Source organism: Streptomyces aureus (assembly GCF_000725495.1).
Classification (GTDB): domain Bacteria; phylum Actinomycetota; class Actinomycetes; order Streptomycetales; family Streptomycetaceae; genus Streptomyces; species Streptomyces aureus_B.
Genome location: NZ_JNZD01000013.1, coordinates 229565 through 243310 on the forward strand (window position 1 = coordinate 229565; position 13746 = coordinate 243310).

Genomic DNA, 13746 nt, shown 5'->3' on the forward strand with positions numbered 1-13746 from the left:
CGGGCCCGGGAAGTCCGCCCCACCGGGCGTCCCGGAGCCCCGGACGTCCGTACGGAGGTCCGGGCCGGTCCTGGTGATCCGTCAGGCCTCCGTGGCCTCCGCGTACATCTGGGACAGCTCGGGAACGCCCTGCACGGCCCAGTCCAGACCGGCCTCGACGACCGGGATCTCACGGCCCGAGGGCAGCCGCACCGCCGGGCTGCCGCCGGGCCACACGTGCCAGGAGGCACCGGGCACCGTGCGCACCACGACCGTGCCGAGGTAGAGGCCCGCGTCGTTGCCGAGCCAGGGCAGCGCCTCGGGGTCGTCGCGCCACAGCGGCAGCAATTGGTCGAGCGCCACCAACGAGGCCGGGGTGTCGTCCAGTTCGAGGCCCACGGACGCGGCCTGGGAGCGGAGTAGTTCACATTCCGAGAGCAGTTCGGCGACCCCGCCCGGATCGTCCTCGAAGGCCTGGGCCAGGGGCCGGCCGCGTCGCACCGGGTGCCGCCCCAGCAGCTTGTCCAAGAAGGGGATGTTCATGACCGGCCTCTCCGTAAGGTGCGATCGCCGAAGCTCCGTGTTCCCGGTATGTGAACAAAATGTAGCTCGCGGCATTTCATTACGGAATCAGGCGAATCGCGACGCCCTGAGGAACCTTGCGGGCTCCTCCCCCGCGTCCCGGGCCGCCCATGAAGAAAGGCTGCCCGCGATCGCGCGGGCGAATGCGTGTGCACGGGGCCCCGCCGCGGCGAGGACACCCGTGCACAGGGGGTGGAGTTCAGGAGATCGGGGTCCCGGGCCGTGTCCGGCCCAGGGCCTGTCGGACAGGCTCTAGACGTCCAGGTCGACCACGACCGGCGCGTGGTCGGAGGCGCCCTTGCCCTTGCGCTCCTCGCGGTCCACGTACGCGTCCTTGACCGCCGACGAGAAGGCCTCGTTGCCGTAGACGAGGTCGATGCGCATGCCGCGGTTCTTCGGGAAGCACAGCTGGCGGTAGTCCCAGTAGGTGTACGGGTGGTCGTACTTGAGGGGACGCGGGACCACGTCCGTCAGGCCCTCCCCGCGCAGGGCCGCCAGCGCGGCGCGCTCGGCCGGGGTGACATGGGTCAGCCCCTCGAACGCGGCCACGTCGTAGACGTCGTCGTCCGTGGGCGCCACGTTGTAGTCCCCCATCACCGCGAACGGGCGGGCGCCCGAGGCGTCGCCGGCCACCGCGGCCCTCAGTGCCTCGAACCACTCGAGCTTGTACGTGTAGTGGGCGTGGTCCACCTCACGGCCGTTCGGCACGTACACCGACCAGACGCGGACCGGACCGCAGGTCGCCGAGACGGCCCGGGGCTCCTCCACGCCCTCGTACGCGGGACCGCCGGGCAGGCCCCTGACCACGTCCTCCAGACCCACGCGGGAGATCACCGCCACGCCGTTCCACCGTCCCGTGGCGTGCACGGCGGACTCGTAGCCCAGCTCCCGCAGCTGCTCGGCGGGGAACTGCTCCGCGGCGACCTTGGCCTCCTGGAGGCACAGCACGTCCGTGCCGCTGCTCTCCAGCCAGGCCAGCAGCCTCGGGAGCCGGGCGGTGATCGAGTTCACGTTCCAGGTGGCGATACGCATGCCTCACAACCTACCGGGCGGGTACGACAGCGGGGCCGCCCGAGACACCCCGTGCCGTCCGGGGATCCCCCGACGGCACGGGCCCCACCGGGACCGGGGGCGGCCCGCTCAGACCTCCGCCGACGCCCCCGGCGTCAGTCTCAGATGCTCGGAGCCGCCGAGGGCGCCGATCTGGCGGTCGTAGATCGGCCGCGCGAGGTCCGTGAGCAGGGCGTCGTGGATGTCGTACGCGCGCTCGGGACCGACCTCGCGTACGTAGTCGATGACCTCGCTGATCTTGTTCCAGGGGGCCATCACCGGGAGCATCAGCGTCTCGACCGGACGGCCGGGGACGGTGAGGGCGTCCCCGGGGTGGAAGACGCGGCCGCCGTCGACGAGGTACCCGACGTTGGTGATGCGCGGGATGTCCGGATGGATCACCGCGTGCAGTTCACCGTGCACCTCGACGTCGAAGCCGGCGGCCGTGAAGGTGTCGCCGTGACCGACGGTGTGCACCCGGCCCGGGAAGGCGGCGGAGACCTTCTCCGCCACCGACCGCAGGGTCCAGATCCCGGCCGCCGGGTTGGCCTCCATGGCGGCGCGGAGCCGCCCCTCGTCGAAGTGGTCGGGGTGCTCGTGCGTGACGAGGAGGACGTCCGCGCCCAGGGCGGCGTCCTCCTCGCTGAATCCCCCGGGATCGATGACGAGCGTCCGCCCGTCCTTCTCCAGGCGGACGCAGGAGTGCGACTTCTTCGTGAGCTTCATGGCTCCATCCTGCCCCCGTGCCCGCCCCGCGGGGCGCTCCTGTGGACGAGTCCGCCGGACGGGCCACGTCGCTCACTCCTGGGGGGTGGTCTCCTCCCGGATGACCTCCTGCGCGACCCGGAAGGCGCTGTTCGCCGCCGGCATTCCGCAGTAGACGGCCGTCTGGAGCAGCACCTCCTTGATCTCCACCGGGGTCAGACCGTTGCGCAGCGCGGCCCGCGTGTGGACGGCGAGCTCCTCGAGATGACCGCCCGCGACCAGGGCAGTCAGCGTCACACAGCTGCGCGAGCGCCGGTCGAGGCCGGGCCGGTCCCAGATCTCGCCCCAGGCGTAGCGGGTGACGAACTCCTGGAAGTCCCCCGAGAACGCGTCCGCCGAGGACAGCACCCCGTCGACGTGCGCGTCCCCGAGCACCTCGCGGCGCACCTTGATCCCGACGTCGTAGGGATCCTGGCGTCCGGCCGGCTCGGGCACGACGGGAGCCGGGCCGATCTCGGCGAACGGCGCGACCGGCGGCGGGGCGGCCTGCACGGGGTAGGCCTGCGGGGCCTGGACCGCCATCTGTCCGGTGGTCGAGTCGAAGGCCGGCAGCCAGGCGCTGGAGAAGTGCCGCACCAGCAGGTCCGTGACGGCGGCGGGCTGCTCCACCGGGACCAGGTGCGAGGCACCGGGGACGACCGCGAGGCGGGCGTCCGGTATCCCGGCGACCAGCGTCCGCGCCTCCGCGGGGCCGGTGACCTCGTCGTCGGAGCCGGCCAGGACGAGGGTCGGCACCCCCACCAGACCCAGTTCGCCGCGCACGTCGAAGGTGGCGAGCGCCTCGCAGGCCGCGATGTAGCAGCCGGGGTCGGTGGTGCGCACCATCTGCACGGCCCACTCGGTGATCGCGGGCTGGGCCGCCGCGAAGCCGCTGGTGAACCAGCGTTCCGGCGAGGTGCGGGCGATCGGGTCCAGGCCGTTGGTCCGCACGACCACCCCGCGCTGGCGGAACTCGTCCGCCGTGCCGAAGCGGGGCGAGGCGGCGATCAGCGCCAGGGAGGCGAGCCGCTCCGGACGCCGCAGCGCCAGCTCGAGCCCGAGCGCCCCGCCGAACGCGCAGCCCGCGTAGCCGAAGCGCTGGATGCCCAGCCGGTCCAGGGTGGTCAGCAGCCGCTCGGCGAGCTCGGTCACCGATCCGGCCGGATACGCGGGTGCTCCGCCGTGTCCCGGGAGGTCGAAACGGAAGATCCGCCAGCTCTTGGAGAGCTCCGGAATCTGCCTGTCCCACATGTGCCAGGTGGTGCCGAGCGAGGGTCCGAGTATGAGGACCGGAGCGTCTTCCGGGCCGTCAAGGCGGTATTGCAAGGTATTCGTCGGTGTCTCACTCACGCCCTGCACGGTCTCACATCAGACGAATTCTCACGTGATCGGGCCTGAATCCCGTACGAACCGTCCCTCTATGGGGTGGCGCCGTGAGGGGCTTCCGCCCCGGCTTCACGTATATGTTCGGCGGACCTCCGTGCCCAGGGCGGACCACAGCTCCCGCTCCACCTCCGTCGGCGGGATGTGCCCGGCGGGACGCTCCGGGTGACCGGCCGGCAGCGAGCCGGACGGGTCCGCAGTCCGCTCCGGCTCCTCCCGGGGGACGGCGGGCACGGGCAGCGGGCACCCCGCCAGCATGCTGCCGACCGCCAGCAGACCCGGGCCCAGCCGGGCGAGGAGACCGGTCCAGCGGCCGGCGCGGCGCATGTCGCTCATGTCGTTGCCGCTCCTTCGTCGAGGGCGTCCACAGCGGTGTGGTGGCGAACGGTACCCGCGTCGTCACGGACGTCAAGGGTCAGGTCCGGCCGGCGGGCCTGGCGGACCGGATCGGGGACAGGCAGTGCGGCGACGAGCCGCCGGGTGTAGTCGTCCTGGGGACTGCCCAGAACGTCGGCCGTCGAACCGCAGGCGGCGACCCGGCCCCGGTGCAGGACGACGACCCGGTCGGTGACCTGCTCGACCACCGCGAGGTCGTGGCTGATGAACAGCGCCGCGAAGCCCCGTTCCTCCTGGAGTTCGGTGAACAGGCCGAGCACCTTCGCCTGGACGGACACGTCGAGGGCCGAGGTGGGTTCGTCCGCGATGATCAGCGGGGGCCGCAGGGCGAGCGCCCGGGCCAGTGCGGCGCGCTGCCGCTGGCCGCCGCTGAGCTCGTGGGGGTAGCGGTCCGCGTACGCGCGGGGCAGGTGTACGGACTCCAGGAGTGCCTCCGTCTCGGCACGGATCGCCGCGGCCGTCAGGTCGCGCCGGTGCACGGCCAGGGGTTCGGCGACGCTGTCGGCGACCGTGAGCAGCGGGTTGAAGGCGGCCGCGGGGTCCTGGAAGACGTAGCCGATGTGACCGGCCCGGTCGCGGGGGCGTCGCCGGGCCGTGCGGGACACGCCGAACACGTCGAGTTCTCCGCCGGTCACGGCGGTCAGGCCGGCGACGGCCCGGCCGATGGTGGTCTTGCCGCTGCCGCTCTCCCCCACCAGCCCGAGCACCTCGCCCGGCCCGATCTCGAAGTTCACGCCGTCGACCGCCCGGAAGCCCTTCCGCCGCAGCCGCCCCGGGTGGTCCACGACCAGCCCGGCGGCCCGGACGACCGGGGGGCCGTCACCCGGCCCGGAGGCTCCGACCACCGCGGACGCCCCCGTCGTCCCGGACGTGGTGGCGGCCGCGGACCCGGACCGCCGTACGCGGCCCGTTCCCCGGCCGAAGACCGGTACGGCGGCCAGCAGTTCCCGTGTGTACGGATGGCCGGGCGCCGCGAACAGCGGGCGGACCGGGGCCTGTTCCACCACCTCGCCGGCGCGCATCACCGCGACCCGGTCGGCGAGGTCGGCGACCACGCCCATGTCGTGGGTGACGAGGAGCACTGCGGTGCCGAAGTCGGTGCGGCAGCGGTGCAGGAGTTCCAGGATCTCCGCCTGGACGGTGACGTCGAGGGCGGTGGTGGGCTCGTCGGCCACGATGAGCCTGGTACCGAGGGCCAGCGCCATGGCGATGACGGCCCGTTGCCGCTGTCCCCCGGACAGTTGGTGCGGGTAGTGGTCGACGCGGGTGTCCGGGTCCGGGATGCCGACCCTGCCGAGCCAGTCGACGGCCAGGGCGCGGCGTGCCGCCCGGCCGCCTCCGTGTCCGTGGGCGCGCAGTCCCTCGGCGAGCTGCCAGCCGACGGTGAAGACCGGGTTCAGAGCCGTGGACGGCTCCTGGAACACCATCGCGGCGTGGGTGCCGCGCAGGGCGCGCAGCCGGGCCGGGGACGCGGTGAGCACGTCCTCGGCGGGGTCGGCGGCGCCGTCGCCGAGGAGGACCCGGCCGCGGGTGGTGGCGGTCGCGGGCAGCAGGCCGAGGACCGACCTGGCCGTCACGGTCTTACCGCTGCCGCTCTCGCCGACCAGGGCGAGCACCTCTCCCGGTGCGACGGCCAGGCTCACGCCCCTCACCGCGGGGGCCGGACCGGTGTCCGTGGCGAAGGTGACGCTCAGGTTCTCGACGCGCAGCAGGTCAGCCATCGCGCGTGCCTCCGTCCGTCGGGGTGCCGGACACCGCCGCGGCGCCCCGCCGCCGGAGCCGGGGATCGGCCAGGTCGGTGAGGCCCTCGCCGAGCAGGGTGGTGCCCAGCACGGTGAGCACGATGGCCAGGCCGGGCGGGAGGGCGGTCCACCACAGTCCCGAGGTGACGTCGGCGACGGAGCGGTTGAGGTCGTATCCCCATTCGGCGGCCGAGTTGGGCTCGATGCCGAAGCCGAGGAAGCCGAGCCCCGCGAGGGTGAGGATGGCCTCGGAGGCGTTGATGGTGAAGATCAGCGGGAGGGTGCGCACCGAGTTGCGCAGCACGTGCCGGAACATGATCTCCCGGGTCGAGGTGCCGATCACCCGGGCCGCGTCCACGTAGGGCTCCGCCTTCACCCGGACCACCTCGGCCCGTACGACACGGAAGTACTGCGGTACGAAGGCCACCGCGACCGAGCAGGCGGCCGCGCCGAGACCGCCGGCCAGGCTCGACCGGCCGCCGCTGATCACGATCGACATGACGACGGCGAGCAGCAGCGGCGGGAAGGCGTAGAGCGCGTCGGCGAGTCCGACCAGCGTCCGGTCCACCCGGCCGCCGAGATAGCCGGAGACCAGGCCGAGGACGGTGCCGGGGACCACCGACAGCGACAGCGCCGCGAGAATGATCTCCAGCGCGGTCCTGGCGCCCCACAGCGTGCGTGACAGCACGTCGTACCCGGCGATGGTGGTGCCCAGCGGATGCGCGCCGCTCGGCGGCTGCTGCGCGCCGAACAGCCCGGAGGCGTCCTGGAGCCGGGCGTATCCGTACGGGGCGAGGAGCGGGCCGATCAGTGCCGCGAGGAGGAACAGCGCCGTGAGACCGGCGCCGGTCAGGAGCATGGCGCGCTGCACCGCGCCGGCGGTCCGCAGCCGTGCGCGCAGCCGCCGGGGCAGCGGGGCCGGCCCGCGCGCGAGGATCCCGGCCATGGCTCAGTACCTCACTCGGGGGTCGATGAGGGCGGCGACGACGTCGACGAGGAAGTTCGTCACCGCCACGACCACGGCGAACAGGGCCACGATTCCCTGTACCGCCGGGAAGTCACGGGCCGTCAGGTAGTGGGCGAGTTCGTAGCCGAGGCCCTTCCACTCGAAGGTGGTCTCGGTCAGCACCGCGCCGCCGAGCAGCCCGGCGACCTGGAGCCCGAGGAAGGTGACGACGGGGATCAGGGCGGGCCGGGCGGCGTGCCGGGTGACCAGGCGCAGGGACGGGACCCCGCGGGAGCGGGCCGCGTCGACGTAGTCGGCGGAGAGCGTGCCGATCAGGTTGGTGCGCACCAGCCGCAGGAGGACGCCGGCGACGAGGAGGCCCAGCGTCAGGGCGGGCAGGACGGCGTGCTCCAGGACGTCGGTGACGGCGGTGCCGTCGCCGCTTCGCAGCGCGTCGAGGAGGTAGAACCCGGTCGTGCTGCTCTGGTCCTGGAGGAACAGCTGCACGTCGGTGCTCGCCCGCCCGGACGCGGGGAGCCAGCCGAGCCGGACCGCGAGGACGAGCTTGAGCAGCAGTCCGGTGAAGAACACCGGGGTGGCGTAGGTGAGGACGGCGAACAGCCGCAGTACCGCGTCGGGGGCACGGTCGCGGTACCGGGCCGCCACGACGCCCAGGGGCACGCCCGCGAGGAGCGCCACGACGAGGGCGTTCAGGGCGAGTTCGGCGGTGGCGGCGCCGTAGACCCCCAGGACGTGGGTCACGGGCTGGTTGTCGGTGACGGTGTGCCCGAAGTCGCCGGCGGCCAGGGACCGCAGGTAGTCGAGGTACTGGACGGACAGCGGCCGGTCGTAGCCCGCCTGGTGCAGCTTGGCCTGGAGCTGGCCGGGGGTGAGCCGGTCGCCGAAGGCGGCGCTGACCGGGTCGCCGGTGGCGCGCATCAGGAAGAAGACCAGGCTGACCAGGATGAACACGGTGGGGATGATGAGGAGGAAGCGGACCACGAGGTAGCGGGTGAGTCCGTGCCGCCCGGTGCCGCCCGCCGCGGGGGCGGCACCGGTGATCTCCAGGGTCTCGGCGCTCACTTCTTCGTGAGTCCCGCCCAGCGGAACTGGTACGCGCTGCTCAGCTCGGCGGGCACCCCGCCGACGTCCTCGCGGGTGACGATCGCGGTGGATCCCTGGAGCAGCGGCAGCAGCGGCACCGCGGCGGCGGCCTTGTCCTGTGCCTCCTTCAGCAGTCCGGCACGCCGGGCGGGGTCGGTCTCCGTCTCCTCCTTCTTGATCAGCGCGCGCACGGCGGGGTCGGAGTAGCCGTTGGCGACCCAGCTGTTGGCCGAATAGAAGGGCGAGAGGTAGTTGTCCGCGTCGAGGTAGTCGGCGTACCAGCCCAACTGGTAGAGCGGGTAGAGGTGTTTGACCCGGTCCTTGCCGTACTGGGTCCACTCGGTGGACTGCAGGTTCACCTTGAACAGTCCGGTGGCCTCCAGCTGCGTCTTGAGCAGCGCGTACTCGTCGGCCGAGGACGAGCCGTAGTGGTCGCCGTTGTACTGCAGGTCGAGCTTGACCGGTGTGGTCACCTTCGCGGCCTCGAGCCGCGCCGCGGCGGCGGCCTTGTCGGGGCCGCCCTTCTTGTCGCCGTAGAGCGACTTGAAGGAGTCGGTGGCGCCGGTGAGTCCGTCGGGCACGGAGCTGTACAGCGGCTGGTAGCTGTTCTTGTAGACCTGCCGGGCGAGTTGGGCCCGGTCGACGGAGTCGGCGACGGCCCGCCGGACGGCCAGCGCCTTGGCCTTGTCGGCGTTCTCGGTCCCGGTGCCGTAGGGCTGGGTCTTGAAGTCGAAGACGATGTAGCGGATGCCGTTGCCCGAGCCGGTGTGGACCTTGACGTCCTTCTTCCGGGACAGGTCGTCGAGGTCGGCCGTGGTGAGCGTGCGGTACACGGCGTCGACCGTGCCCTGCTGGACGTCGAGCTTCAGGTTGCTCGCGTCGGTGTAGTACTTCAGCTGGACGTTCTTCGTCCGGGCGGCGCCGAGCCCGCCGCCGTAGGCGCTGTTCGCGGTGAAGGAGACGAGCGAGTTCTTGTCGTAACTGCGCACTCCGTAAGGGCCGTTCCACGGCTTGGCGGCGACGATCGACCGGTCGTCCAGGATCTTGTCCGCGGGGAACACCTGCTCGTCCACCACGTAGCCGGCGGCGGTGGACAGCACCTGCGGGAACAGCGTGTCGTGGGCCGACTTGAGGGTGAAGACGACCGTCGTCGGTGTCGGGGCGGCGACGGAGTCGAGGTCGTACAGGAGGGACGAGGGGCCGTTCTCGTCGGCGATCCTCACCGTGCGGTCGAAGCTGAACTTCACGTCGGACGAGGTCAGGGCATGGCCGTTGGCGAACTCGAGGTTCTTCTTCAGGGTGACCGTGTACTGCTTGGGCCCCGTCGGCTCGATCCCGGCGGCCAGGTCCGGGGAGACCTCCGTGGCGCCGTTCTTCACGCTGAGCAGGGTCGCGTAGACCTCCGACTCGATGGTGCCGGATCCGGCGTCCCAGGCGCCGGCCGGATCGAGGCTGGTCACCTGGTCCGTCGTGCCGACGGTGATCGCCGATCCCGCGGACCCGACCGAGGACTTGCTGCTCGTGCAGCCGGTGAGGATCACCAGGAACGCCGTGCCGAGGGATATCGCGCCGAGGGACCGGGAGGGTCTGATGCCGTGCTGTGCCATGGCTGGTCTCTGCTTCCGCATGAAGGGGTGCACGAAGGGGCTCCGGCGGGCGGGGGCCTGCCGGGCGCGCGCTGTCGCGTGAGAGGTGAGGGCCGAGAAGCGGGAGGTGTCAGCGGTGACAGAGGCAGCTGCAGACCAGCAGCAGGTCCACATGACGCCGGGAGCACAGCACGAGGCCGGTCGGCACGCCGTCCTCCCAGGAAAGTCGTCGGCACTCGGGCCGGTGGGTACGCACTTGCAGAACGAGGAACATCCGCCGAGCCGTCACCTGGGGCACCCCGCCGCGTCGAGGGTTGCCGTCCGGCCAGCCAGGGCTTGGGCACCGGAACTCGTGGCTCGCGCTCACCGTAGTTCGCCCGTTCTCGGGGCGTCAAGCGTTCCCCGCCCGGGTGAAACACGAGGCCACACGGCGGTTACACAGCCGCCAAGTGCGCTGTTCCGCAAGGTCTCTGACGTGTCGTCATCGTCGACGACCCGGGCTCCGGCCGAGGAGGTACCGCCGCCACGGAACGGCAGGGGCCCTCGACCGGCCGGGTGCTGGTGCGGGGTCGCCGGGTGTGGTTACCTGTGCCCCATGACCCCGCTCGTGTCCCGCCGCCACGTCGACCATGGCCGCGTCACCACCACGAGCTGTCCGGCTGCGCGCTGACCCTCGCCGCGGTCCTCGGCCACCGTTCCTCCCGCGCGGCACTTCACTTCTCCTCGGCATGCGTGCCGCCGCGAACAGTTCGCTTTTTTCGGCGAGTCGCGCCGCGAGACGAGAACCTCCTGATAAACGTCCGGCGTGTTCGATGAATACAGCCCCGTCAAGCCGAAAGGCAACCGCCCTTTTCTCGCGTGCGGTTGCTACGCTCGGGCCATGGAAATAGGCGTCAACGTCCCCAATTTCGGACCCGGAACACATCCGGAGAATCTTGCCCGCTGGGCCCAGACCGTGGAAGGTCTCGGATTCGACCTGTTAATGGTCTCCGACCATGTGACCATCACGTCCGACGTGGCGAAACAGTATCCCGCGCCGTTCTACGACCCCTTCACGACCCTGTCCTGGCTGGCCGCCCGGACGACCCGGGTCAAGCTGGGAACCACGGTTCTCATCGTCCCCTACCGCCATCCTCTGCTGGTCGCCAGAATGGCCGCCAATCTCCAGCAGCTCTCCGGTGGACGGCTGATTCTCGGCGTCGGAGTCGGCTGGGCCAGGGAGGAATTCGAGGCGCTGGGAGTTCCCTTCGAACGGCGCGGTGCCCTGACGGACGAATACCTTGGGACCCTGCGTTCCGAATGGTCCGGGGACAGCGGTTACCAGAGCGGGGAGATTCCGGTCTGGATCGGCGGCAACAGCGACGCGGGACTGCGCCGGGCGGCCCGGCTCGGCCTGCCCTGGCACCCCCTCCGGTTCACGATGCCCTGGTTCGAGGGCGCGGTCGACCGTCTGAAGGACATCGCCGCCGGACTCGGCCGGCCGGTACCGGCCCTGGCCCCGCGCATCCTCCTGCGCCTCACGGACGCGCCGGTCGAGCACCCGGACCGCCGCGCCGGCGAAGGGACCCTCGACCAGATCCTCGACGACATCGAGCAGTTGAGGCGCGCCGGCGCCGAGACCGTGGTCCTCGATCCCTACAACGGCGACCCGGCCGAGACCCTCCGGCCCGAGGTGGCCTGGCAGGCCCTCGCCACCGTCGCCGCGAACCTCACCTAGGGCGTGTTGCGAAAGTCCCGCCTGCCGCGCGACGCCATGCACGCTCCCCCAAGCTCTTCGAGCAGGGGGCACCCCCACTCGCCGCACCGGGCGAACACCCATGGCCCTCAACGAGCACACCGCCGACGGCGGCACCGACCCGGCCGCCGCCGTCGGCGAGGCCGACCTGCCCTACCTCCGCCGCTGCCTGGAGCTCGCCGCCGAGGCGGTGGACGCCGGGGACTGGCCCTTCGGCTCCCTGCTCGTCGGCGCGGACGGAACGATCCTGGCCGAGGACCGCAACCGCGAGTCGACCACGGGGGACCCGACGCGGCACCCGGAGTTCGAACTCGCCCGCTGGGCCGCGGTCAACCTGGGCCCCGAGGAGCGGGCCGCAGCGACCGTGTACACCTCGGGCGAGCACTGCCCGATGTGCGCCGCCGCGCACGGCTGGGTGGGACTGGGCCGCATCGTGTACGCGAGCTCGTCACGGCAGGCCCGGGACTGGAAGGCCGAGTGGGGCGTGCCCGTCACCTCCCCGTTGAGCCCGCTGTCCATCCAGGACGTCGTGCCCGGACTGGAGATCGCCGGTCCCGTTCCCGAACTGGCCGCCGAGGTCAAGGAGTTGCACCTGCGGTTCCGGAAGGGGATCGAGGCGTCCGGCTGACCGCGGCACGGCCCGGGCCCGGCAGCGTGGATCGCGGCCGGGCCCGGGCCGGTTCGGACGAGGACGAGGACGAGGACAAGGACGCCGGATCAGACCATGAACTGGTCGTACTTCGCCATGTGTTCCTGCAGCTCCTCCAGGCTGGGGTTGCGCCCGTTGGCCGTCAGGCGCCCGAGGCCGCGGAAGTAGTCCTCGCGGTCGTAGATCGGATAGAACATGATCAGCAGGGTGGCGTCCTCGTTCCCCCTGTTCGTGAAGCCGTGCGGCTCGCCCTTGGGTATGTAGGCGAACGCCCCCGGCTCCCCCACCACCTTGCGGTCGCCGATGGTGAACTCGATCTCGCCGCGAACCACATAGAACATCTCCGTGGACTTCTTGTGCACATGCGGACTGGCGCCGCTCGCCTCCGGGGCCATGTGGTGCTCGAAGAAGCCGAACTCGCCGTCGGAGTCCGGTGTGGTGAGCTTCAGATACGTCCTCTTCGTGTCCCGGATGTCGACGAACTCGCCCTCACCCGACGGCACATACAGCGGTACGGACACTTCTCTCCTTGGATGTCGTGCTGGACCGGCCCGTCCACCGGGCCGGCATGGGGATGGTCAGACGGCCGCGGCCGGACTCGGGTCCTGCTGCGGCCGTTTCGCGGCCTGGTTCTGTGCCCAACGGCCGATCAGCGGCGCCACGAGCCCGCTGGCGGCGAACAGCGCGGCCAGCGCGATCCACCCCGCGGTACCGACCGTGACGATCAGGCTGACGAGGATGGGAGCCGCGATCTGCTGCACGGCCACGCCGAGCCAGAAGACCGAGAGGTAGACGCCCTCCTGGCCCGGAACCGCGAGCAGATACGAGCCGCCCCACCCGCCGGCGGACTGCCACAGCTCACCGCCCGTCAGCGCGACCATGGCCAGCAGCAGCGCGCCGACGGCGAGCACGACCGGCAGCTTCGGCGCCGTGACCAGCAGCAGGCAGCAGGCGGCGAGTGAGACGCCGGCGCGCACCAGGGCCCGTGCCGCGCCGGGGATGTCGTCGGTCCCCCGGCTCGCCCGCACCTGAAGGGCCACCGCCAGCACGGTGTTGACCGCCACCAGCGGGGAGATGAGTGCGGCCGACACATGGGTGTGTCCCACGATCCACAGCGGTATCCCGATGCTCAGCAGGGTCATGTGCATGGTGAGGATGGCGTTGATGCCGGCGAACGAGAGGAACGATCCGTCCCGCAGGACGTCGACGGAGAACCTCCGGCGCAGGTTCGTGGCCGGCGCGTTGAGCAGCGGGAGCCGGGAAGCCAGCGTCGCGAGGACCGCGAAGGAGGCGGCGTTGAGCAGCAGGAGGGCGCTGTAGCCGGCCCGGGTGTCGATCAGCAGCCCGAGGCCGCCCAGCAGGGCGCCCAGGGTGAAGCCGACGTTGCGCATGGACCGCAGGATCGCGACGACCTTGACCCGTTCCGTCGTCGGCACCGCCTGCCCGACCAGTGCCTGCTCCATCGGTGCCGCCGCCTTGTCGACGAGACCGAGCAGGCACACCACGGTCAGGAACTGCCACAGGTTCTGGACGAAGGGGTAGACCACGAAGCAGGCGGAGCGCCACAGGCTGACCCCGACCAGGACCTTTTTCGGGCCGACGCGGTCGGCCAGGATCCCGATCGGGATCGCCGTCGCGAGGGCGATGGCGGCGGACAGGCCGAGGCCGAAGCCGAGGTCGCGTTCGGACAGGTGGACCGACCGGGTGACGAAGGGGACGGACACGGCCAGGAAGGCGCCGGTGCCCACCGCGTCGATCATCGCCATCACGGCCAGCCGCGTTCCGACCGGGCCGCCGGGCATCGACCCGCGCAGCCCGCGGACGCGCTGCAGTAAGGCAGACATGTGAAT

General features: G+C 71.7%; 13 protein-coding genes and 1 riboswitch. Of the genes, 2 read left to right on the forward strand and 11 right to left on the reverse strand.

The features are described 5' to 3' along the window. Positions 1-81: 81 nt before the first annotated feature. The 9 genes from IO36_RS19520 to IO36_RS19560 form a co-directional block, all read right to left on the reverse strand. On the reverse strand, positions 82-522 hold the full coding sequence (locus IO36_RS19520; RefSeq protein WP_037621552.1) for a DUF6278 family protein: 441 nt from the start codon (positions 520-522) through the stop codon (positions 82-84). A gap of 291 nt (positions 523-813) precedes the next feature. Continuing rightward, positions 814-1593, reverse strand: coding sequence for an exodeoxyribonuclease III (locus IO36_RS19525; protein WP_037621555.1), 780 nt, complete (start codon positions 1591-1593; stop codon positions 814-816). Between the two features lie 108 nt (positions 1594-1701). Further along, the gene (locus IO36_RS19530; RefSeq protein ID WP_037621557.1) at positions 1702-2337 is read right to left on the reverse strand and encodes an MBL fold metallo-hydrolase; all 636 of its coding nucleotides are present in this window, start codon (positions 2335-2337) and stop codon (positions 1702-1704) included. A gap of 72 nt (positions 2338-2409) precedes the next feature. Beyond that, complete coding sequence (locus tag IO36_RS19535) at positions 2410-3705, reverse strand: bifunctional 3-oxoadipate enol-lactonase/4-carboxymuconolactone decarboxylase PcaDC (protein ID WP_037621962.1); 1296 nt, start codon at positions 3703-3705, stop codon at positions 2410-2412. A gap of 105 nt (positions 3706-3810) precedes the next feature. Continuing rightward, positions 3811-4074, reverse strand: coding sequence for a DUF6059 family protein (locus tag IO36_RS19540; RefSeq protein WP_037621558.1), 264 nt, complete (start codon positions 4072-4074; stop codon positions 3811-3813). Beyond that, on the reverse strand, positions 4071-5855 hold the full coding sequence (locus tag IO36_RS19545) for an ATP-binding cassette domain-containing protein (RefSeq protein ID WP_051900664.1): 1785 nt from the start codon (positions 5853-5855) through the stop codon (positions 4071-4073). The genes IO36_RS19540 and IO36_RS19545 overlap by 4 nt, the downstream gene beginning before the upstream one ends. Next, the gene (locus IO36_RS19550) at positions 5848-6822 is read right to left on the reverse strand and encodes an ABC transporter permease (protein ID WP_037621560.1); all 975 of its coding nucleotides are present in this window, start codon (positions 6820-6822) and stop codon (positions 5848-5850) included. Before IO36_RS19550 ends, IO36_RS19545 begins: the two co-directional genes overlap by 8 nt. Positions 6823-6825: 3 nt before the next feature. After that, positions 6826-7905, reverse strand: coding sequence for an ABC transporter permease (locus tag IO36_RS19555; protein ID WP_037621562.1), 1080 nt, complete (start codon positions 7903-7905; stop codon positions 6826-6828). Further along, entirely contained in the window at positions 7902-9533 is a 1632-nt protein-coding gene (locus tag IO36_RS19560; RefSeq protein ID WP_037621564.1) for an ABC transporter substrate-binding protein, read from the reverse strand. The genes IO36_RS19555 and IO36_RS19560 overlap by 4 nt, the downstream gene beginning before the upstream one ends. Positions 9534-9759: 226 nt before the next feature. After that, a riboswitch (SAM riboswitch) is annotated at positions 9760-9870 on the reverse strand. A 522-nt stretch (positions 9871-10392) separates the two neighbouring features. Between IO36_RS19560 and IO36_RS19565 the strand changes: the two genes are divergently transcribed. After that, positions 10393-11229, forward strand: coding sequence for a TIGR03619 family F420-dependent LLM class oxidoreductase (locus tag IO36_RS19565; protein ID WP_037621566.1), 837 nt, complete (start codon positions 10393-10395; stop codon positions 11227-11229). A gap of 100 nt (positions 11230-11329) precedes the next feature. Beyond that, on the forward strand, positions 11330-11875 hold the full coding sequence (locus IO36_RS19570; protein WP_051900665.1) for a nucleoside deaminase: 546 nt from the start codon (positions 11330-11332) through the stop codon (positions 11873-11875). An 89-nt stretch (positions 11876-11964) separates the two neighbouring features. On the opposite strand, the gene IO36_RS19575 is transcribed toward IO36_RS19570, so the two are convergent. Beyond that, positions 11965-12417 (reverse strand): cupin domain-containing protein, encoded by a 453-nt coding sequence (locus IO36_RS19575; protein WP_037621568.1) that lies wholly within the window; start codon positions 12415-12417, stop codon positions 11965-11967. Positions 12418-12474: 57 nt separating this feature from the next. Continuing rightward, positions 12475-13740 (reverse strand): MFS transporter, encoded by a 1266-nt coding sequence (locus IO36_RS19580; protein WP_037621569.1) that lies wholly within the window; start codon positions 13738-13740, stop codon positions 12475-12477. Between the last annotated feature and the right edge of the window lie 6 nt (positions 13741-13746).

Excerpts from the sequence above, each read along its gene's own strand:
- IO36_RS19570 (WP_051900665.1), top strand. The coding sequence starts at position 11,330 with ATGGCCCTCAACGAGCACACCGCCGACGGCGGCACCGACCCGGCCGCC.
- IO36_RS19580 (WP_037621569.1), bottom strand. The coding sequence starts at position 13,740 with ATGTCTGCCTTACTGCAGCGCGTCCGCGGGCTGCGCGGGTCGATGCCC.
- IO36_RS19565 (WP_037621566.1), top strand. The coding sequence starts at position 10,393 with ATGGAAATAGGCGTCAACGTCCCCAATTTCGGACCCGGAACACATCCG.
- IO36_RS19525 (WP_037621555.1), bottom strand. The coding sequence starts at position 1,593 with ATGCGTATCGCCACCTGGAACGTGAACTCGATCACCGCCCGGCTCCCG.
- IO36_RS19520 (WP_037621552.1), bottom strand. The coding sequence starts at position 522 with ATGAACATCCCCTTCTTGGACAAGCTGCTGGGGCGGCACCCGGTGCGA.
- IO36_RS19530 (WP_037621557.1), bottom strand. The coding sequence starts at position 2,337 with ATGAAGCTCACGAAGAAGTCGCACTCCTGCGTCCGCCTGGAGAAGGAC.
- IO36_RS19540 (WP_037621558.1), bottom strand. The coding sequence starts at position 4,074 with ATGAGCGACATGCGCCGCGCCGGCCGCTGGACCGGTCTCCTCGCCCGG.
- IO36_RS19545 (WP_051900664.1), bottom strand. The coding sequence starts at position 5,855 with ATGGCTGACCTGCTGCGCGTCGAGAACCTGAGCGTCACCTTCGCCACG.
- IO36_RS19550 (WP_037621560.1), bottom strand. The coding sequence starts at position 6,822 with ATGGCCGGGATCCTCGCGCGCGGGCCGGCCCCGCTGCCCCGGCGGCTG.
- IO36_RS19560 (WP_037621564.1), bottom strand. The coding sequence starts at position 9,533 with ATGGCACAGCACGGCATCAGACCCTCCCGGTCCCTCGGCGCGATATCC.